This is a genomic window from Arthrobacter nitrophenolicus (assembly GCF_000332815.1).
Classification (GTDB): domain Bacteria; phylum Actinomycetota; class Actinomycetes; order Actinomycetales; family Micrococcaceae; genus Arthrobacter; species Arthrobacter nitrophenolicus.
The window spans coordinates 21888-41741 of record NZ_AOFD01000021.1; the positions used below are offsets into that span (position 1 = coordinate 21888).

Here is a 19854-nt window from a genome sequence, read left to right on the forward strand (position 1 = left end):
TATACAAATGACCCCGGCGCCCGCTCTTGCAGTTCATGTCGCGTTGGCAGCGCCCGGGGATGCCCCCTGTCGCCGTGAGGGCCTACTTACCGACGGCCTGTTTCCGGCCGTATTTGATGTGGAAGTAGGCGTAGCAGACTCCTACGAAGGGGATTCCGAAGTAGAGCGCTGTGGCCTGGGTTGGGTCGAAGCCGATGCCGATCAGCGAGATCACGCACAGCAGGAACGCGGTGATGGGCAGCAGCGGGAACAGCGGCGCCTTGTAGCCAAGGTCGGCGTGCCGTCCTCCTGCGCGCAGGAACGCCCGGCGGTGGAAAAAGTGTGATGCCGTGATGGACATCCACACGCCCACGGTCGCGAAACCGGCGATGGACACCAGGACCAGGTACACCGTGGTGGGTGCCACCACGCTGCTGACCAGCGAGGCAAGGCCGCCCAACATGCTGACGCACAGGGCAAGCATCGGGATGCCCCTCTTGGTCAGCCTGCCCAGCGCCTTCGGTGCATGCCCCTCGTCAGCGAGTGAGAAAAGCATGCGGGCGCAGGAAAACAGGCCGCAGTTGCCCGCCGACAGGAGCGCCGTGATGATGACGAAGTTCATGATGTCGGCGGCGTAGGGGATGCCCAGTTGGGAGAAGACGACGACGAAGGGGCTGACCTCGAGCGACGTTTCCTCGTAGGGAACGGTGCAGGCAATCACGGCGATCGCGCCAACAAAGAAGATCAGGAGCCGGATCACGGTGGTCCGCATCGCCTTTGGAATGTTGACGGCGGGATTGGCGGTTTCGCCCGCGGCCACGCCAATAAGTTCTGAGCCGGAAAACGCGTAGAAAACCGCAAGCGTGGTGATCAGAACGCCGGTTATTCCGTTCGGGAACAGGCCTTGGGGGGTGTGCAGGTTCTCGCCCAGCAGCGGGTAGCCGTCCTCAGCCAGCGGATGGAAGCCCAGCAGGGCCGCCCCGCCCAGGACGATCAGGCCGATCACTGCCGCAACCTTGATCAGCGCAAACCAGAACTCGGATTCACCGAACACGCGGGAGGAAACGGCATTCAAGGTGAACAGGACGGCGGCGAAAACGAGGCACCAGACCCACACATCAACCGTCGGAAACCAGCGCTGCATCAGCAGCCCGGCGGCGGTGAACTCCGAGCCAAGTGCCACCGCCCAGCACAACCAGTAAAGCCATGCCGTGGCAAACCCGGTGGCCGGACCGATGGCCCTGGCGGCGTAGATATGGAAGGCGCCGGACACCGGGTAGGCCACGGCGAGTTCACCCAGGCATGCCATGACCATGTACACCACTGCGGCCCCGATGAGATAGGCGATGATCGCGCCCAGCGGGCCGGCCTGGGCGATGGTGTAGCCGGAGCTAAGGAAGAGCCCGGAGCCAATGACACCTCCCATCGCGATCATCACAAGGTGCCGGGCGTCCATGGAGCGCCGGAGCCCCCGCTGTCCTTCTTCCTCGGTGATGCTGCCTGACAGGGTAGGGGAACCTAAAGCCATTTTTCCTCCGGGACGGGCGACGTTGCCCATAGGGTGACGGGGATAACAGTCGAAACACTGCTCGCTGGCCCTCCACCTGCGCAAACGCATCCGGCCCGCCTCGTGGAAGTCTGCGGAGTCGCGCCGGTTTTGCGGCTTCGAGCATAAGCGTTGCTGTTACTGCCCCTGATTATGAAGTGCCGTGTCTGTGGCTCTCCGGCACGGGCGCACTTTGCGCCGCGGAAGGACCTGACGCCGCCCTTGAGTGCGGGCCAACTAGGATTGGCGTGTGAGCGACTCCTTCCACATCCGCCCGGCCCGTACAAGTGATGTGTCCGCCATCAAGAAGCTGGTAGCGCCGCTGGCGGACCAGCGGATCCTGATGGCAAAGGAAACGGTGGCCTACTACGAAAGCTCCAGGAGTTCAGGATCGCAGAGTCCAGCGAGGGGGAGGTCATCGGCTGCGGGGCCTTGCATGTCATGTGGGAGGACCTGGCTGAAGTACGCACGCTGGCCGCTTCCGAGGACTGGCGCGGCCGGGGCGTGGGCCACGTGCTGGTGGAGAGCCTGCTTGATGAAGCACGTTCCCTTGGCGTGGCCCGGGTCTTCTGCCTCACCTTTGAGGTGGACTTCTTCAAGCGGCACGGGTTCGAAGTCATGGCGGACCAGTCGGCGGTGGATCCGGAGGTCTACTCCGAGCTCCTGCGCTCCCACGACGAGGGTGTCGCCGAGTTCCTGGACCTCGCGCGGGTCAAGCCGAACACTCTCGGAAACACCCGCATGATCCGCTTCCTGTAGGAGGCATGCCGCCTTGCGCCTTCCGTTGCGCACCGGGTACCCGCCGCCAGTGGCACTGTCCTGGCTGTCTCACGCTTAACACACCCGCGTTGGCTTAATTCGATTTGATGGATAAACTGGCTGGGCCGGTATGGGGACCCGGTAAAGGGACAGTCATTGGGGGCTGTCCCTTTGCCGCATTCGCCTCCCACCAGCGGAAACCTATCGTTCAGGCGTGCCCCGGTAGTAGGGTCGAAAAGACATCCTTCAGCAGCACAGCCGGGAGCCGCCGTGAAGAAACTCATCAACGACCCCAAGTCTGTGGTTGACGAATCCGTCCAGGGCTTTGGCCTGGCCCACGCAGACCTTGTCACGGTGAGCACGGATCCCACGTTCATCAGGCGCCTGGACGCTCCGGTCAGCGGAAAAGTGGCCCTCGTGTCCGGCGGCGGAAGCGGGCACGAGCCCCTGCATGCCGGGTTTGTGGGAAAAGGGATGCTCGATGCCGCCGTACCCGGGGCAGTGTTCACCTCGCCCACCCCGGACCAGATCCTGCCTGCCACCCTCGCAGTGGACTCGGGCGCCGGCGTCGTGCACATTGTGAAGAACTACACCGGTGACGTCCTGAACTTCGAGACGGCGGCGGAACTTGCGGAGGCGGAAGGCATCAGCATCCGCACGGTCCTGGTCAACGACGACGTTGCCGTGGAGGACTCTCTCTACACCGCAGGAAGACGCGGCGTGGGCGGCACCGTGCTGGTGGAGAAAATCGCCGGCGCTGCCGCCGAACGGGGCGATGACCTGGATACGGTGGCATCCACTGCCTCGCGCGTCAACGCCAATGTCCGCAGCATGGGTGTTGCCCTCTCGGCCTGCACCGTCCCGCACGCCGGTACCCCCAGCTTCGACCTCGCCGAGGATGAGGTGGAGATTGGCATCGGAATCCATGGCGAGCCCGGCCGGCACCGCATCCCGCTGGAAAGCGCGGATGCCATTACGGACAGACTGCTGGAACCCGTCCTCTCCGACCTCGGCATCAGCCGCGGCGACAGGGTGCTGCTCTTTGTCAACGGAATGGGCGGCACTCCGCTGAGTGAGCTGTACATCGTCTACCGCCGTGCGGCGCAGGTCCTCGCGGACAGGGGCGCCGTGGTGGAGCGCTCGCTGGTGGGCAACTACATCACGGCGCTGGAGATGCAGGGCTGCTCCATCTCCGTCCTCCGGCTGGACGACGAACTGACGGAACTGTGGGATGCGCCAGTCCACACCGCAGCCCTCCGGTGGGGTGCTTAGCCGTGGTGCTGGACGTCAACTGGGCAGTGAAATGGCTGACCCTGTGCGCGCAGGCGATGGCCGAACACCGGGTGGAACTGATCGAACTGGACCGGGCCATCGGCGATTCCGATCATGGCGAAAACATGGACCGGGGCTTCCAGGCCGTCCTGGACAAGCTGGCGGAAGCCCCGCCGGCCACTCCGGGTGCGGCGCTGAAACTCGCGGCGATGACCCTGATGTCCAAGGTGGGCGGGGCCGCCGGCCCGCTCTACGGCACCGCTTTCCTCCGGGCCGCCGGAACTATGGGCGACGCCGCTGAAATCGACCCCGCAGGCTGGGCCGCGGCAGTCAGTGCCGCACGGGACGGGATTGTTGCCCGCGGGAAGGCTGAGCCCGGGGACAAGACCATGGTGGATGCGTGGGCGCCCGCCGCCGACGCCGCGAAAGCCGCCGCGGACACCGGCGGCCCGGAGGTCCTGAGCGTGCTGGTCGCTGCCGCCGAGGCAGCGGAGGCCGGGGCGGTGGCCACGGATCCGCTGGTGGCTCGCAAGGGCCGTGCCAGTTACCTCGGCGAGCGGAGCGCGGGCCACCGGGACCCCGGCGCGGCATCCAGTGCGCTGATCCTGCGTGCTGCGGTGGGGGCTGCTGCGTGACGGTCAGCATTGTGGTGGTGTCCCATAGTGAAAACATTGCCGACGGCGCCGCGGAACTGGCCGCCCAGATGGCACCCGACGTCCTGGTTTTGACAGCCGGGGGCACCGCCGACGGCAGGATCGGCACCAGCCTGGAAAAAGTCCTCGCTGCCCTGGACCATGCAGCAGGCGGTGACGGCACGGTGATCCTCACGGACCTGGGGTCGGCGGTGATGACAGCGGAATCCGCCCTGGAGTTCGCCGAAGATCCGGCGGGCGTGCTGCTGGCCGACGCCCCGCTGGTGGAAGGACTGGTGGCTGCGTCCGTGGCGGCACAGGGCGGGGCGGACGTGCAGGCGGTGAAGCGTGCGGCGGAAGCTGTCCGCGGACCCTCGCAGAATTCCGGGCCGCCGCCCCAGCGGGAGGTCTCGGAAGGGTCCGTCACCGGGCAGGGCCCGGACTTTACCGGCGACTTCGAGCTCATCAACCAGGCAGGCATGCATGCCCGGCCTGCCGCAAAGATCGCCGGCGGACTGTCCGCCCTGGATGCCGAAGTAACCGTCAATGGAGTGGACGGCGCATCCATGACGGCACTCATGACCCTGGCAGCAGGCAAGGGATCCGTCCTGCACGTGGAAGCCCGGGGAGTGGATGCCGAACGTGCCGTGAACTACGTGGGCGGGCTTGTGCAGGCGGGCTTCGGCGAGCCGTAGCGCCCGCCAAATCGCTGCCATGCGGTGTGTTCCGAAAGGCTTCACCGGCTCCTGCGAATAAGCTCGATGGCATGGAACGGCAGGATCCCGAAGGCAGCTACCCGGCAATTGAAGTGCTTGACGGGCAGATGTCTGTGGAGGATCTGCTCGCGGATCTCGGTTTCGAATGGCGCGTCGAATCTTCGGATCCGGGCAGGGCTGACGAGCCCTTCAGCCAGCCGGCGCTGTTCTGACAGCACCACGGCCGCTTAGCCCTCAGCTCCGTTCGCGAAGGCCCGTCCCGTCCAGGGTCACGGAGGCGGAGATGAATTTTCCGCACTGCACCCCGAACGGATAGTTGGCCTTCGGCCGGAATTCCAGGGTGTGCACGGGCAGCAGTGATCCGTCAGCCGCATGTCCGGAGGACGTCACAGTCATCAGTGATTCCGTGAGCGTGTCCAGCATGAGCATCCCCACCTTGGTCCCGTCCGGCGAGGCAGTGGCGGAACAGACGCCCTCCGGGGTGCAGCCTTGGTCGATCGAGGTGCTGCCGGGCTGGAGTTCGACGTCGGCTTCCTTGCAGGTGCCGTCCTGGCAGGCCTTCAGATGGAGGGAGCCGACGTGGGGGACGTAGTCCGCGGCGACCGTAACGGAGACCACCGTGGCCTGGGCTATGGCCGGGCAGGCAACCGCGCCCGGTCCGCAGCCGGAGGCGAGCCCCGCCGTCGTCACCAAAGCCAAAAGCAGTCCCTGCCTGCGCATACTTCAGCGTAGGACGGAGCCGGGGCCGGGTGGGCCTGAAGGCGGCAAGTGGTACCGCCATTGTTATGGCCCGGACGCTGCTGACACCCGAAAGGAGACCGAAGGCGCCGTCAGTCGAGCGGGAAGATGCTGATGAACCAGAACAGCGCAAGGGCAAAGACGGCGAAGAACGGGACCAGGCAGCCGAGCGTGGTCCGGGGCACCGGGGAGACCTGCAGTGATTCGTTCGGATTGTCCGGGTTGTAGGCCACCTCGATCAGGGATCCGGGTACCGGCTCTGCCGCCCGGGAGATTTCCGATTTGCCGGTGTACAGCGTCCCGGCGGAATCGCTGAACTGGTATGTGGGGAAGAACCGCCGGCTGCGGCTTGAGCCGCCCCCGCCGCTGGTCCAGCCGGGAACGCTGCCGGTAACAGTTGCCTGGGCCTTGGGCCAGACTGCCATCAGCTGCTCCTGCCGCCGGGTCTTCCGCGCAGCGTGAACCATGGCAAAGGCAGCTGCGGCGACGAAGAGCGCCCACACAACGTACAAGATGATTCGCATGCATCCCCCGGTTCCGGTCACCAGAAAGTATGCCATCCCGGGCATGATTCGGATGCACCGCTGCCGGCCGCACCGTGCCGGCGGGCGTCAGGCAGGCAGGCGGTAGCCGCCGTCGTGCAGTTCTGCCAGCCGTCCGCCAGCAGCCCCGCCAGCGACCGCTCCAGCTGTTCCGGGGGCGGGTTCAGCCGGTGCAGCGCGGCCAGCGGCACGCCGATACCCTCCGGCGCGAAGCCCAGGTCGGCCGGGGCATGATGGAACATCTCGGCCGGCACAGGGGCCTCGGCCAGGCGCAGCACCGCCACCACGGCTCCCCGCACCTGGCGGTCGGTACCGTGCCAGGCCTGGCCCTTGGGAACGTACGACGGCGGCGGCTCACCGGCCGCGAGCCAGGCACAGGAGTCCTTCACCGGGCACGCGGGACACTTGGGCACCCGGGCAGTGCAGACCAGGGCGCCCAGTTCCATGACTGCCGCGTTCCAGCGGACCGAGGTGGCGTCGTCGTCGGGCAGGAGCGACGCCGCCAGGCGCATCTCGGCGGCGGTCAGTGCGGGTGCAGGCAGGGCGGACCCGGCCACCAGGCGGGCCTGGACCCGGCGGATGTTGGTGTCCACCACGGTTTCGCGGCGGCCGTAGGCGAAAGCCGCGACGGCGGCCGCCGTGTAGCTTCCCACGCCGGGGAGGGCGAGCAGTTCCGGGTAGGTGTCGGGGACCTTGCCGGCATGCTCGCTGACTATCGCTGCGGCAGCAGCGTGCAGCCGCAGCGCGCGGCGGGGATAGCCGAGCCTGCCCCACGCGCGTACGGCTTCACCGGCCGGTTCGCCCGCCAGGCCGGCGGGAGTGGGCCAGCGTTCAAGCCACTCGTGCCAGACGGGCAGAACCCGGACCACGGGAGTCTGCTGCAGCATGATTTCACTGACCAGGACTCCCCAGGGGGAGCACGACGGGTCCCGCCAGGGAAGGTCGCGGGCGGTCTCGGCGAACCAGCCGGTGATGCTGTCGTGGAGCTGCTGGAGCCCGTCCGCGGCGCCAGGCACGGCGGCGGGGGGTGCTGGAGCGGGAGTCTTGGTGTCGATGCCAACACTGTAATGGATGCGTTTCGAAGGCCGGAAACCGGATGTGACCAGACCGATGGCTGCCCGGCGGCGTGGTGGCAAGGCAGAACCCGGGCGGTTCCCTAGCCTAGAAGGATGGGCAAGCAGGGCACTTCATCAGCACGCGGCAAGGCATCGGCCTCCGGCTCCAGCAGCGTCCGGAAGCCCAGCTCAGCCGTGTACCGCCGGCGGCGGCTGGTGGTTGGCGGTGCGCTGCTGATGGTCCTGGCCATGGTGGTGGGCGGGTTTGCCCTGGCCGGAGCCTTCACCGGGGGCTCGGAGCAGGCCTCGTCCACTGATCCGGCAAGCGGTGCTGCTTCCGCCGTTCCCTCCGCCCCGCCAACAGAATCTGCGTCAGCCTCAGCCGCCCCCACGCCCACCGCCTCTGCAACGCCAAGCTGCAACCAGAACCTCGTGACGGTCTCCGCGTCCACGGACAAGGCTGCCTACGGGCCCGACGAAAACCCGCTGCTGACCCTCAAGGTGACGAACGGGGGAGAGGTGCCCTGCCAGGTGAACATCGGCACCTCGCAAATGGAGTTCCTGGTGACCAGCGGCCCGGACCGGGTCTTCTCTTCCAGGGATTGCCAGGCAGCCAGCGAGGACCTGGTGAAGGTGATCGCTCCGGGCGCCAGCGAAACCGCGAACTTCCCTTGGCCCCGGAACCGGAGCGTTGAGGGGTGCCAGGTGGTGGACGCCAAACCGGGCGCCGGCGGGGCGTACTACATCTTCACGGCCAAGCTGGGGTCGAAGGCAAGCCCGAAGGCCGTCTTCCAGCTGAACTGACGTGCCCGGTGTGCCTTTAGACGTGCCGGGGGTGCCTTTAAAGGAACCGGTCCAGCAGGCTGGCTTCAGCCATCCGGCTCAGGCCCTCACGGACCGTGCGTGCGCGCTGGTCGCCGATGCCGTCTACGGTCATGAGGTCGTCAATGGTGGCGGCCATCAGGAACTGCAGACCGCCGAAGTGGTCCACCAGGCGGTCGGCAACAGCCTTGGGGACCGCCTTCAGGCCGGACAGCAGCCGGTAGCCGCGGGGCTGGACCACGGCGTCGAGGTTTGCCTCGCCGCCGGCGAACCCCACTATGCCCGAAATCTTTCCCAGGTCGATCAGCTCGGTGGGGCCGAGATTGACCAGCGCGCTGACGGCCTTTTCGATGTCCTCCGGCGAGGCGTCCGGGCTGGCGTAGTCGCGGATGATGACGTCGCTGCCCGGTCCACGGCCCACTGTCAGTTCATCGAGCTGGAGGGACAGGAGCCGGCCGTCTTCGCCGAGTTCCAGGACGTACTGCGAGATTTCCTCGGAGATCCGGCGGACCATTTCCTGCCGCTGCAGGGTAACCGCCACGTCCCGGACGGTCACCATCGCCTCGATCTCCAGTGCGGACAGCGAACTGGTCACCTGGTCAAGGCGGGACCGGTAGCGCTCGAGGGTTGCCAGGGCCTGGTTGGCGCGGGCCAGGACCTTCTCCGAGCCCTCGAGCACATGCCGCAGGCCGTTCACGTACAGCGCGATGATCTGCATGGACTGGCTGACGGAGATGACCGGAACACCGGTCTGGATGGCAACACGCTCGGCGGTGCGGTGCCGGGTACCGGACTCCTGGGTCTCGATGCTGGAATCGGGCACCAGCTGGACGGCCGCGCGGAGGATGTTCCCGGCGTCCCGGTCGCAGATGATGGCACCGTCCATCTTGGCGAGCTCACGCAGCCGGGTGGGGGAGAACTCGATGCCGATGTCGAAGCCGCCGGAGCAGATGGAGTCCACCGTGCGGTCCGACCCCAGGACGATCAGCGCCCCGGTCCGGCCGCGGAGGATGCGCTCCAGTCCGTCACGAAGGGGAGTCCCAGGTGCCACTCTGCCCAGAGTCGCCCTGAGTGATTCTTCGGGGCTCCGCGCCATAGGTATTCCCTTCAAAGGTGCGGACCGCCGCCCGCAGGATGCCGGCTTTCCGCACGTCGCCGGCAGGATGAAAAGTGCTCATTTTCCCGCAAGCTCAATGATAGGGGCAAGAACTCCAACTTCCGCACGGGCAAGCCCCAAAGTGCCCCATTAGGGGGTTCCCGGAAGTACCGCCAAACCGGTCCGTGCTGCAGCCCGGAACCGGCCACTTTGCTCTCTGGCTAGCCCGGGACCCGGGGAAGTTCCTGGCCGAAGGGTCCCAGGGAGGTGATGGTCCTGGTGGTGCTGTCCCAGTGCCGGGCGGCCGTGCACTGGCCCTCCCCGCGCAACTCAAGCAGGTCCAGTGCCGTCCCCAGGAGATGCCCGGGAACCCGGCGGGCGAGGGTGACATGCGGTGTCCAGGCATCAGGCATGGTCAACGGGAGCGCACCGGCCACCCGTTCGTGGAGGGCCCGGTGCAGGTCAAGGAGCGCAGCCGTGACCACAACCGAGCGGGCAAGGACATACTTGCCCGCCCCGGAAGTGAAAACCTGGATACCGGAGAACTCGAGGGCCAGCGGCAGCCCCTGCCAAAGGTCATCGGCGTTGTCCGGCACCGTCGGGTCCTGCACCGTCAGGTACTGCACCGTCAGGTCCGGGCCGGCGGCAAGGGTGATGTGCGGGCTGTTGCTGGGTGACGTATGGCCCGCCTGGCTGGGAACGCCCGCAGCGGCGAGCCTTGTCCAGTCGGCCCTGATGAGGGAATCGGAGGAGGCGTCCAAAACCAGTTCGATGCTGCGCATGGACACATCATGCCGCTACCGCAGCTTCGTCAGGCACTTGGCTAGCGTGCGCGCTCCCGGAGCATGCGCTGCAGATCCTTGCTGACGGCGGTCAGCGATGCAGCCCGCAGCGCCTTCAGCTCCGCTACCGTCTGCCTGCCGCGGCCGTCGGCCGCGCCCCGGCCTGCATTGCGGTCCTGGTCCCGTGCGGAGTCCGGGCCGGTGGTAAGGGGATCGAAAAACAGCTTGCCCTGCGTCGTCATGGGGCCACGCTAACCGCCCGCCGTTTCCCGGTTTTGAACGAATGGTTTCACGGGCGTTAAGCGGGCACGGAACCGGTTTGCGGCACTGCGATAAACTTGTACCTTGGCTGTCCGCCGGCCCGTCCACCGGCCCCGCGGCCCGCCGTTCCGTGAAGCGCAGCGCCTGGAGTGCAGTGCTTTGAAAGGCGCCGCCAGCGCCTGGGCAATCCCAACCGCAGCGAAAGTAGCACCGTGTCCCAAGATGTCCTGACCCCCGCCCGGATCTCCGCGATTCACAAAGAGGCGGGCCGCCGCAGGACCTTTGCTGTCATCTCGCACCCCGACGCCGGCAAGTCCACTCTCACGGAAGCGCTCGCGCTGCACGCCAAGGTCATCGGCACCGCCGGCGCCTCCAGCGGCAAGGCGAACCGCAAGGAAACGGTCTCCGACTGGATGCAGATGGAAAAGGACCGCGGCATCTCCATCAGTTCCGCAGCCCTGCAGTTCTCCTACCGGGATACGGTCATCAACCTGCTGGACACCCCCGGCCACGCCGACTTCTCCGAAGACACCTACCGGGTGCTCGCCGCCGTCGACTGCGCCGTGATGCTGGTGGACGCCGCCAAGGGCCTGGAAACCCAGACCATGAAGCTGTTCGAGGTCTGCAAGCAGCGCAACCTGCCCATCATCACCGTCATCAACAAGTGGGACAGGCCCGGCCTGGATGCGCTGGCCCTGATGGACGAGATCACCGAACGCACCGGCCTGCAGCCCATGCCCCTGACCTGGGCCGTCGGCATCTCCGGCGACTTCCGCGGCGTCTGGGACCTCCGCAACGACCGCTTCGCCCGCTTCCAGCGCAACAATGCCGGCGCGCAGATCGCCATCACCGAATACTTCACCCCGGAGGAAGCCGCGGAAAGCCAGGGCAGCAACTGGTCCGACGCCGTGGACGAGGCCGGCCTGGTGATCGAATCGAACCTGGAATTCGACGTCGACGCCTTCCACGCCGGCAAGGCAACCCCCATCCTGTTCAGCTCCGCCGCGCTCAACTTCGGCGTCAAGGAGCTGCTGGACGCGCTGGTGGACTTCGCCCCGCCGGCGGCACCGCGGCCGGACGTGGACGGCAGCCCGCGGCCCGTCGAATCGCCGTTCTCCGGTTTCGTGTTCAAGGTGCAGGCCGGCATGAACAAGGCCCACCGTGACCACGTCGCCTTCATCCGTGTCTGCTCCGGCGTGTTCGAGCGCGGCATGGTGGTTACCCAGACCCGCACCGGCAAGTCCTTTGCCACGAAGTACGCGCAGCAGGTGTTCGGCCGGGAACGCGAAGTTATTGACGAGGCGTACCCGGGCGACGTGGTGGGACTGGTTAACGCCTCGTCCCTGCGCGTCGGCGACAGCCTGTTCCTCGAGGAGCCGGTGGAGTACCCCGCCATCCCGCTGTTCGCACCGGAACACTTCCAGGTGGCGCGGTCCAAGGACCCCTCCAAGTTCAAGCAGTTCCGCCGCGGCATCGAGCAGTTGGAGCACGAGGGCGTCATCCAGGTGCTCCGTTCCGACGTCCGCGGGGACCAGGCGCCGGTGCTTGCCGCCGTCGGCCCCATGCAGTTCGAGGTGGTGGAGGACCGCATGGCGCACGACTTCAGTGCCCCCATGCGCCTGGAACGCCTGCCCTACTCGTTGGCGAGGATTTCGACGGCGGAGGCCATGCCCGCGCTTGCCAACGTGCCCGGCGCCGAGGTGCTGCTGCGGTCCGACGGCGAATACCTCGCCCTGTTCAACGACGTCTGGGCGCTGCGGCGGATCGAAAAGAACCACTCTGACCTCACCCTGGTGCCCATCGGCACGCACAACCCCGCGAAGTAAGGCACCATGACCCCGAACCCATCACCTGTCCGCGCCGTGGTGACCGGCGCCGGTACCGTCAACCCGCTCGGCTCGTCGGTTGCCGACACCTGGGCCGCCCTTGTGGCCGGAAAATCGGGCATTGCCGCCCTGGACGCCGACTGGGCGGAGCAGCTTCCGGTGAAGATCGCCGGCCAGGCCCCTGCCGACCTTTCCGGCCATCTCAGCACCCGCGAAATCAAGCGGATGGACCGTTGCGGCCAGCTGGCGCTCATCGCCGCGCGCGAAGCGTGGGCCCAGGCGGGTACGCCCGAGGTGGACCCCGAACGGTTTGCCGTGGTGATCGGCTCCGCCTACGGCGGCCTCGGCTCCACCCTTGAACAGGACCGCACGCTGGCGGAGTCGGGGCCCCGCAAGGTGTCGCCCCACACCCTGACCCGGCTCATGGTGAACGGCCCGGCGGCCTGGGTGTCCATCGACCTTGGCGCCCGCGGCGGCGCCCGCACGCCGGTCAGCGCCTGCGCCTCCGGGGCCGAGGCGATTGTGCAGGCGGCGGAGATGATCCGCTCCGGCGCGGCCGACGTCGTGATTGCCGGCGGCGTGGACGCCTCCGTCAACGACCTCGTGATTACCGGTTTCTCCCAGATCCGCGCCTTGTCCACCCGCTCCGATGAGCCGCAGCGCGCCTCCCGCCCGTTCGACGGCGGCCGGGACGGTTTCGTGCTGGCCGAGGGCGCCGGCGTGGTGGTGCTGGAGAGCGAGGAGCACGCGCGTGCCCGCGGCGCGGCGGTGCTGGGTGCGGTGGCCGGCGGAGCAGTCACTTCCGACGCCAACGACATTGTGGCGGCGGACCCGGCCATGCAGCGGCGTGTGATGCAGAAGGCCCTGGAGTCGGCCGGTATGCAGCCCGCGGACATCGGCTTCGTGCATGCCCACGCCACGTCCACCCCCGTGGGGGACCGGCTGGAAGGCCAGGCCATCAACGCGATCTTTGGCGCGGACGTGCCGGTGACCTCCACCAAGGGGCACACCGGCCACCTGCTGGGCGGCGCAGGTGCGCTGGCCGCCGTCGTGGTCCTCGAGGCGCTGCGCACCGGCCAGCTGCCGGGGACCCTCAACGTCGAAGAACTGGACCCGGAAGTGGACCTTAACGTCGTCACCGAAGACGTCCACACCCTCCGGCCGGGTTATTCCCCGGCCGGCCTGGTGAACGCCTTCGGCTTCGGCGGGCACAGCGTCGCCCTGGTCATCACGGGCTCGTAGCCAAAACGCCCGAATCGCCGGAACCTGACACAGAGACGTTTCAGGTACCCGGCACCGTTCCGGCGATCTGGATGTAGCGGGCGGGCGTGGAGAGCCGCGCGTCAGGCCCGGCTGGGAACCGGAGCCTCCAGGACACGCTCCTCCTGGGCAACCTCGCCGCCGTCGGTCCGGCGTTCCTTCAGGAAGTAGACCAGGCCGGCAGCGATGGTGGATGCGGCGGCCAGGGCGAACAGGCCGGGGATGACGCTGCCCGTCTGTTCCTTGATGATGCCGAAGCCGAAAGGTGCAACGAAGCCGCCCAGGTTGCCCAGCGAGTTGATGATGGCGATCGCCGGGGCCAGGACCAGCGGGTGCAGCCCGGACTGCGGAATGGTCCAGAACAGCGGAGAAGCGCTCTTGAAGCCCATGGCCGCGATGGCCAGGAACACCAGGGCCATGACCGGCGATGCGACGGCGGCCGCGAAGGTGCCGACGGCGGCCACCAGGAGCGCAACCACCAGCAGTGGGCGCTTGGACTTTGCCTTGTCCTGCAGCTTGGCGGCAAAGTACATGGCGAACACGGCGCAGACCCACGGGATGGAGGACAGGAATCCGACGGTGAGGTCCGTGGTGCCGGGGATCTGCTTGATGATGCTGGGCAGCCAGAAGGTGTTGGCATAGATGGACAGCTGCACCGAGAAGTAGATGCCGCACAGCAGCAGGATCTGCGGGTTCAGGAGCATCTTCCAGCGGTTCGCCGTGCCGGCGCCGGCCTTGGCGTGCCGGGCGTCCTCGTCGGCGATTGCCGCTGACAGTGCGTCCTTCTCGGCCGGGGACAGCCACTTGGCGTCCCTGATTGTGGCATCCAGGACAAAGAACACTGCGCAGCCCACCACAACGGACAGTGCGCCTTCAAAGCCGAACAGCCACTGCCAGCCGCGCAGGCCCAGGGCGCCGTGGAGGCTGAGGAGCATCCCCGCGATGGGGCCCGAAATCGCCGCGGCGATGGAGGACCCGGCGATGAAGATGGCCGTGGCCTTGCCGCGCTGCCCGGCCGGGACCCAGCGGGCGAAGTAGAAGATGACGGCGGGGAAGAAACCGGCCTCGGCGGCGCCCAGCAGGAAGCGCAGGACGTAGAACATGGCTTCGTTCTGCACGAAGGCCATCAGGAAGGAAACAGTGCCCCAGCTGATCATGATCCTGGTGAGCCACACCTTGGCACCGTACTTTTCCATCATGACGTTGCTGGGGAGCTCGAAGATGGCGTAGGCGATGAAGAACAGTCCGGCGCCGAAGCCGTAGGCAGCTGCCCCGATCCCCACGTCAGCCTGGAGGTGGTCCTGGGCGTAGCCGATGTTTGAGCGGTTCAGCTGGTTGCAGACCAGCATGACCAGCATGATGGGCAGCACCCGCTTGAAGAACTTTTTCGTGGCCGAGGCCACGTCCGAGACAGCATTGTCCACAGACATCATTGAATGTTTCCTTTGGGGGTTTGGGTAACGCAGGCCGGCCGCGGGCGCAGGAAAGCAGTGGGGCCCGTCACAGCGGACCCCACTACTTTACCGGACAGCTGCCGGCGGAGGTTTCTATCGAACGAGGCAGGGCCGCTTCGGGTCGAAGGACCAGCCTTCGATGTAGTACTGCATGCCGATGCTGTCATCCCGGGCGTCCAGGCCGTGCTCGAGGTACAGCTGGTGCGCCTTGTCCAGGGCGTCCCGGTCCAGTTCAATGCCCAGGCCCGGGGCATCGGGCACCTCGATGGCGCCGCCCTTGATCTGCAGCGGCTCCCTGGTGAGGCCCTGGCCGTCCTGCCAGATCCAGTGGGTGTCCAGGGCCGTGATCCCGCCCGGAGCCGCAGCGCCGGTGTGCGTGAACATGGCCAGCGAGATGTCGAAGTGGTTGTTGGAGTGCGAGCCCCAGGTAAGGCCGAACTCGTTGCAGAGCTGGGCCACCCGGACCGAGCCGTGCATGGTCCAGAAGTGCGGGTCCGCCAGCGGGATGTCCACGGCGTTGCTGCGGATGGCATGGGACATTTCCCGCCAGTCCGTGGCGATCATGTTGGTGGCCGTCTTCAGGCCCGTGGCCCGGCGGAATTCCGCCATCACCTCACGGCCGGAGAACCGGCCTTCGGCGCCGCAGGGGTCCTCGGCATAGGCCACGACGCCCTGCATCCGCTTGCCGAGGCGGATGGCGTCCTCGAGGAGCCAGCCGCCGTTCGGGTCCAGTGTCACCCGCGCGTCAGGGAAGCGTTTGGCGAGGGCGGTGACCACATCCACTTCCTCGTCGCCGGACAGCACGCCGCCCTTGAGCTTGAAGTCGCTGAAGCCGTAACGCTCCTGCGCGGCCTCGGCCAGGGCGACGACGGCTTCCGGAGTCATGGCCTCCTGGCGGCGGAGCTTCTCCCACCGGTCGGCGGGCGCGTCCTCCACCAGGTAGGGCAGGTCCGTGCGGGCGTGGTCCCCCACGAAGAACAGGTAGCCGAGCATCGGCACGGACGTGCGCTGCTGGCCGTCGCCGAGCAGTTCCGCCACCGGGACGCCGAGGAACTGGCCGTGCAGGTCCAGCAGGGCTGATTCGACGGCGGTGACGGCGTGGACCGTGGTGCGCAGGTCGAAGGTCTGCAGGCCGCGCCCGCCGGCATCGCGGTCCGCGAACTCAGCCGCCACCTCGCGCAGGAGCGAGCGGTAGCGTGCCACCGGCTTCCCGCTGATCAGGGCCCCGGCCTCCTCGATGGTGGTGCGGATCTTCTCGCCGCCGGGAACCTCGCCGAGGCCGGTGCGCCCGTCCGAATCGGTGATGATCACAACGTTGCGCGTGAAGAAGGGGCCGTGCGCACCGCTGAGGTTCATCAGCATGCTGTCGTAGCCGGCAACCGGTACTACCTCGACGCCGGTGATGGTGGGCTGGCCGCTCATGCGCTGACCTCTGCTTTCTCTGCGGCGGGAACCACGTCGCCGTTGATGCGGCGGTTGAGGTGCCACGGGTTGGTGTCCTGGAGGGCCTCGGGGAGCAGTTCCTGGGGAATGTTCTGGTAGGCGACCGGGCGGAGGAACCGGTTGATCGCGAGGGTGCCCACGGAAGTGGTGCGGGTGTCGGAGGTGGCAGGGAACGGGCCGCCGTGGACCATGGCGTGTCCCACTTCGACGCCGGTGGGCCAGCCGTTGACGATGATGCGGCCCACCTTCTGTTCGAGGACAGGGATCAGGGGCGCCGCCGTCGGGTAGTCCGCCTCGGTGAGGTGCAGGGATGCGGTGAGCTGGCCTTCGATCCGGCCGGCGGCCTTGAGCAGGTCCTGGACGTCCTTGTACCGGATGACCAGGGAGGCGGCGCCGAAGATTTCCTCGTGCAGGACGTGGTTGCTGACGAACTGGTCCACGCCGGTGCCGAAGATGGTGGGTGCGGGGGCGTTCCGGGTGTCGCCGGGCCTGCCCTGGCCGAGGAGTTCGACGCCGTCGGCCTTGCCGAGCGCTTCGGTTCCGGCGGTCCAGGACCCGGCGATGCCCTCGGTGAGCATGGTCTGCCCGGCGCAGGCTGCCACGGCGCGGGCGACGGCGGCAGCGAGTTTGTCGCCTGCCTCGCCTTCGGGGGCGAAGAGCAGGCCGGGGGAGGTGCAGAGCTGGCCGGAGCTGCCGGTGACGGCGGTGACGTAGGCGGCGGCGAGGGCGTCGACGTCACCCTTCAGGGCGCCGTCGAACACGAAGACCGGGTTCAGGGAGGACATTTCGGCGTAGACCGGAATGGGCTCGGGCCGGGCGGCGGCGGTCTTCATGAGCGCGGTGCCGGCGGCGCGGGAGCCGGTGAAGCCGACGGCTTGATGGCGGGGTCGGAAACGAGGGCCTGGCCGATGCTGGCGCCGGGGCCGTAGATCAGGGAGAACACGCCGGGGTGCAGGCCCGCGTCCTTGACGGCCTTGGTGACTGCCTGGCCGACGAGTTCGCTGGTGCCGGGGTGGGCGTTGTGGGCTTTGAAGACCACGGGGCAGCCGGCGGCCAGCGCGGAGGCGGTGTCACCGCCGGCGGTGGAGAATGCCAGCGGGAAGTTGCTGGCGCCGAACACGGCCACGGGCCCGAGCGGGATCTGGCGCTGGCGGATGTCCGCGCGGGGCAGGGGAGTGCGGTCCGGGATGGCGGGGTCGATGCGGACGCCGCGGAAGTCGCCCTGCCGGACGACGTTCGCGAAGAGGCGCAGCTGGCCGGTGGTGCGGGCGCGTTCGCCCTGCAGCCGGGCCGCGGGCAGCCCTGTTTCCTGGCCTGCCCGGATGATCAGTTCGTCGCCGATGGCTTCGATGTTGTCCGCGATGGCGTCCAGGAAGGCGGCGTGGGTTTCCGGGTCAAGGGTGCTGAAGGACGGGAAGGCCTCCTTCGCCGCGGTGGTGGCGGCCTTGAGCTGCTCTTCGGTCAACAGCGTGTATGCGGGCTCCAGCGCCTCGTTGGTGGCGGGGTTGAAGCCGAAGGTTGTCTTGCCGTCGCCGACGACGTTCTGTCCGGCGATCAGGGAGTGTCCGGTGAGGGTCACGTGGGTTCCTCCTGTGTAGCGGGTGTCTGGGGGACGGTCAGGAAACTTTGGCGATGAGGGCTTTGAGGTCCGCCAGGTCCTTTTCGGCCATGTTCTGCAGCGGGGGACGGACCGGTCCGGCGGAGCGGCCGATGGCGTCCAGGCCGCCCTTGACGATGGAGACGGCGTAGCCCTTCACGCGGTCCCGGATATCCAGGTAGGGGATCACGAAGTCGTTCAGCTTCTGGTTGACGGCCGCGCGGTCGTTGTTGCGGACATCCTGGTAGAAGTCCAGGGCAAACTGCGGGACGAAGTTGTACATGGCGCTGGAATAGGTGCTCATGCCCAGCTGCAGCAGCGGCAGGGCGAAGGTTTCCGCGGTGGGCAGGCCGCCGAGGTAGAACAGCCGGTCGCCGAGCTTGGCGTAGACGCGGGCGTCGTGTTCGAGGTCGCCCACGCCGTCCTTGAAGCCGATCAGGTTTTCGTGGCGGTCAGCCAGGGTGGCCACGGTGGTGTCCTTGTAGATGGCGTTGGCGCGGTTGTAGATGATGACGCCGAGGGAGGTGGAGCTGCAGACGGCGCTGACATGTCGATGAGTCCGCCCTGGTCCGCTTCGGTCAGGTACGGGGGGAGCAGCAGGATGCCTTCGGCGCCGGCGGCCTCGGCGGCCTGGGCGTTCTCGATGGCCTGCGCCGTGGATCCGCCCGCGGAGGCCAGCACCGGAACCTGGCCACCCACCTCGTCGACGGCGGCAGCAACCACGCGCGCGGATTCAGCCGGGGTCAGGGAGAACCCTTCGCCTGTGCCGCCTGCTGCGAAGAGGCCGGCCACCGGGAAGCTTGCCTGCCACGCAAGGTGCTTGCGGTAGTTCTCCTCATCGAACTGCAGCCGGGCGTCAAAGGATGTCACCGGGAACGACAGCAGGCCGTCCTTCAGCGTGTTTGCCAGTTCCTGCGGGGTGTATTTTGCCACGGTGTGTCCTCCATGTGATCGCCGTGTGCGGCGGCTGGTGTTGGGTTCCCGTTCAGGTTAGGCAGCGGACATCATGCCTGTCTAAGTGTATTTATGTATCTATTGATGCCGTAACGGCATCGTACCGTCTGGGTCCTGCTTCTACTCCGCGCGGAATTCCAGGTCCTGCAGGAGGCGCCGCAGGGCCGGGTTCTCCAACTTGCGGTTCCAGATCGCGTGCAGCTCAACGGGTTGTTCCGTATCCATCCCTGCGATGGGGAGGAACTCGACGCCTTTGAGCCCCAGGAGCGTGGCCGAGTGCGGAACGAACGCGACTCCGCGGCGGGCGGCCACCAGCGAAACCATGGTGAGGACCTGGCTGACCGTATGCACCACATTGGCGTGCTGGATGGGGAGCAGCTTCACCACCAGGTCGTAGAAGTACGTGGCCTTGGTGGGTGAGTGCATGATGAGCGGTTCATCCTTGAAGTCCGCGTCCTCCACCGGCCGGGTCAGCCGGGCAAGCCGGTGCCCCTCCGGGACTGCCAGCATCATCGCTTCCCGGTACAGCAGGTGGGAGTCGAAGGTGTCCCGGTCGAAGGGCGGCCGTGCCAGGCCGAGGTCCAGCCGGCCGGTGAGGAGCCCCTCGATCTGTTCGCCGGTCACGAGTTCCTGGAGGTCGACGTCCACGTCCGGGATGATTTCCGCAACCTCCTCGAGCAGCGGCCCGAGGATGCTGAAGCCGCTGGCTGCCGTGAAGCCGATCCGGAGGACACCCGAGCGGCCGGTGGCGATCCGCCTGGCAGTGACAGGGGCCCGGGCCGCCAATGCCATCAGCCGTTTCGCCTCCTCCAGGAAAGCGCCGCCTGCCGGGGTCAGCTGGACCTTCCGGTTGTCGCGTTCCAGCAGTTCCGTCCCGATGGCCTTCTCAAGTTTCTGGATCTGCCGGCTCAGTGGAGGCTGGGTCATGTTCAGCCGCTCCGCAGCCCTGCCGAAGTGGAGTTCCTCTGCCACCGCGATGAATCCGGCCAACTGGTCAAACGTAAACATGATGCCTTTCGGGTATTACTCGATGCTTATCTGGGCTTAGACAGGCATCATACTCCTCCCTAAACTCGACCTAGCGAGCCCGAAGTGATTCGGTTCACAAGCCATCCGGGCC

General features: G+C 67.3%; 17 protein-coding genes and 3 pseudogenes. 8 read left to right on the forward strand and 12 right to left on the reverse strand.

The genetic code is table 11. The annotated features are described in order from the left end of the window. Positions 1 to 82: 82 nt before the first annotated feature. Positions 83 to 1507 (reverse strand): amino acid permease, encoded by a 1425-nt coding sequence (locus G205_RS09460; RefSeq protein WP_035752620.1) that lies wholly within the window; start codon positions 1505 to 1507, stop codon positions 83 to 85. 268 nt (positions 1508 to 1775) lie between these two features. Here G205_RS09460 and G205_RS09465 point away from each other — a divergent pair. From G205_RS09465 to G205_RS22085, 5 genes and pseudogenes are all read left to right on the forward strand, one after another. Continuing rightward, positions 1776 to 2284 (forward strand): annotated as a pseudogene (locus G205_RS09465) (amino-acid N-acetyltransferase). Positions 2285 to 2554: 270 nt separating this feature from the next. Then, the gene (dhaK, locus tag G205_RS09470) at positions 2555 to 3556 is read left to right on the forward strand and encodes a dihydroxyacetone kinase subunit DhaK (protein WP_009357800.1); all 1002 of its coding nucleotides are present in this window, start codon (positions 2555 to 2557) and stop codon (positions 3554 to 3556) included. Between the two features lie 2 nt (positions 3557 to 3558). Then, positions 3559 to 4191, forward strand: a complete 633-nt coding sequence (gene dhaL, locus G205_RS09475) for a dihydroxyacetone kinase subunit DhaL (protein WP_009357801.1) — start codon at positions 3559 to 3561, stop codon at positions 4189 to 4191. Then, on the forward strand, positions 4188 to 4883 hold the full coding sequence (gene dhaM, locus G205_RS09480; RefSeq protein ID WP_009357802.1) for a dihydroxyacetone kinase phosphoryl donor subunit DhaM: 696 nt from the start codon (positions 4188 to 4190) through the stop codon (positions 4881 to 4883). Before dhaL ends, dhaM begins: the two co-directional genes overlap by 4 nt. Before the next feature lie 71 nt (positions 4884 to 4954). Next, positions 4955 to 5116 (forward strand): hypothetical protein, encoded by a 162-nt coding sequence (locus G205_RS22085; protein WP_009357803.1) that lies wholly within the window; start codon positions 4955 to 4957, stop codon positions 5114 to 5116. Between the two features lie 22 nt (positions 5117 to 5138). On the opposite strand, the gene G205_RS09485 is transcribed toward G205_RS22085, so the two are convergent. The 3 genes from G205_RS09485 to G205_RS09495 all read right to left on the reverse strand — a co-directional run bounded on the left by G205_RS09485 (position 5139) and on the right by G205_RS09495 (position 7200). Beyond that, positions 5139 to 5624 carry a hypothetical protein gene (locus G205_RS09485; RefSeq protein ID WP_035752623.1) on the reverse strand — a complete coding sequence of 162 codons (486 nt, stop codon included), beginning with the start codon at positions 5622 to 5624 and terminating at the stop codon, positions 5139 to 5141. A gap of 110 nt (positions 5625 to 5734) precedes the next feature. Beyond that, on the reverse strand, positions 5735 to 6166 hold the full coding sequence (locus G205_RS09490) for a DUF3592 domain-containing protein (protein WP_009357805.1): 432 nt from the start codon (positions 6164 to 6166) through the stop codon (positions 5735 to 5737). Between the two features lie 17 nt (positions 6167 to 6183). Beyond that, positions 6184 to 7200, reverse strand: coding sequence for an HhH-GPD family protein (locus G205_RS09495; RefSeq protein WP_009357806.1), 1017 nt, complete (start codon positions 7198 to 7200; stop codon positions 6184 to 6186). A 153-nt stretch (positions 7201 to 7353) separates the two neighbouring features. Here G205_RS09495 and G205_RS09500 point away from each other — a divergent pair, with 153 nt between their 5' ends. Then, positions 7354 to 8043, forward strand: a complete 690-nt coding sequence (locus G205_RS09500; protein WP_009357807.1) for a hypothetical protein — start codon at positions 7354 to 7356, stop codon at positions 8041 to 8043. 37 nt (positions 8044 to 8080) lie between these two features. On the opposite strand, the gene disA is transcribed toward G205_RS09500, so the two are convergent. The 3 genes from disA to G205_RS09515 form a co-directional block, all read right to left on the reverse strand. After that, complete coding sequence (disA, locus tag G205_RS09505; RefSeq protein ID WP_009357808.1) at positions 8081 to 9157, reverse strand: DNA integrity scanning diadenylate cyclase DisA; 1077 nt, start codon at positions 9155 to 9157, stop codon at positions 8081 to 8083. A 221-nt stretch (positions 9158 to 9378) separates the two neighbouring features. Then, positions 9379 to 9939, reverse strand: coding sequence for a 2'-5' RNA ligase family protein (locus G205_RS09510; RefSeq protein ID WP_009357809.1), 561 nt, complete (start codon positions 9937 to 9939; stop codon positions 9379 to 9381). Positions 9940 to 9980: 41 nt separating this feature from the next. Beyond that, the gene (locus G205_RS09515; RefSeq protein ID WP_009357810.1) at positions 9981 to 10181 is read right to left on the reverse strand and encodes a hypothetical protein; all 201 of its coding nucleotides are present in this window, start codon (positions 10179 to 10181) and stop codon (positions 9981 to 9983) included. A gap of 231 nt (positions 10182 to 10412) precedes the next feature. Here G205_RS09515 and G205_RS09520 point away from each other — a divergent pair, with 231 nt between their 5' ends. Together G205_RS09520 and G205_RS09525 are read left to right on the forward strand one after the other, a co-directional pair. Further along, positions 10413 to 12026: a peptide chain release factor 3 gene (locus G205_RS09520; protein ID WP_009357811.1), complete on the forward strand. Its 1614-nt coding sequence runs from the start codon at positions 10413 to 10415 to the stop codon at positions 12024 to 12026. A gap of 6 nt (positions 12027 to 12032) precedes the next feature. Next, the gene (locus G205_RS09525; RefSeq protein ID WP_009357812.1) at positions 12033 to 13268 is read left to right on the forward strand and encodes a beta-ketoacyl-[acyl-carrier-protein] synthase family protein; all 1236 of its coding nucleotides are present in this window, start codon (positions 12033 to 12035) and stop codon (positions 13266 to 13268) included. 101 nt (positions 13269 to 13369) lie between these two features. Here G205_RS09525 and G205_RS09530 read toward each other — a convergent pair whose 3' ends face one another. From G205_RS09530 to G205_RS09550, 5 genes and pseudogenes are all read right to left on the reverse strand, one after another. Then, positions 13370 to 14719, reverse strand: a complete 1350-nt coding sequence (locus G205_RS09530) for an MFS transporter (RefSeq protein ID WP_009357813.1) — start codon at positions 14717 to 14719, stop codon at positions 13370 to 13372. 114 nt (positions 14720 to 14833) lie between these two features. Beyond that, a complete protein-coding gene (locus G205_RS09535; protein WP_009357814.1) occupies positions 14834 to 16162 on the reverse strand; it encodes an enolase C-terminal domain-like protein in 1329 nt (442 codons plus the stop codon). After that, positions 16159 to 17762, reverse strand: a pseudogene (locus G205_RS09540) (aldehyde dehydrogenase (NADP(+))). Before G205_RS09540 ends, G205_RS09535 begins: the two are co-directional and overlap by 4 nt. A gap of 37 nt (positions 17763 to 17799) precedes the next feature. Next, a pseudogene (gene kdgD, locus G205_RS09545) lies at positions 17800 to 18713 on the reverse strand (5-dehydro-4-deoxyglucarate dehydratase). Between the two features lie 141 nt (positions 18714 to 18854). After that, entirely contained in the window at positions 18855 to 19742 is an 888-nt protein-coding gene (locus G205_RS09550; RefSeq protein WP_009357815.1) for a LysR family transcriptional regulator, read from the reverse strand. Between the last annotated feature and the right edge of the window lie 112 nt (positions 19743 to 19854).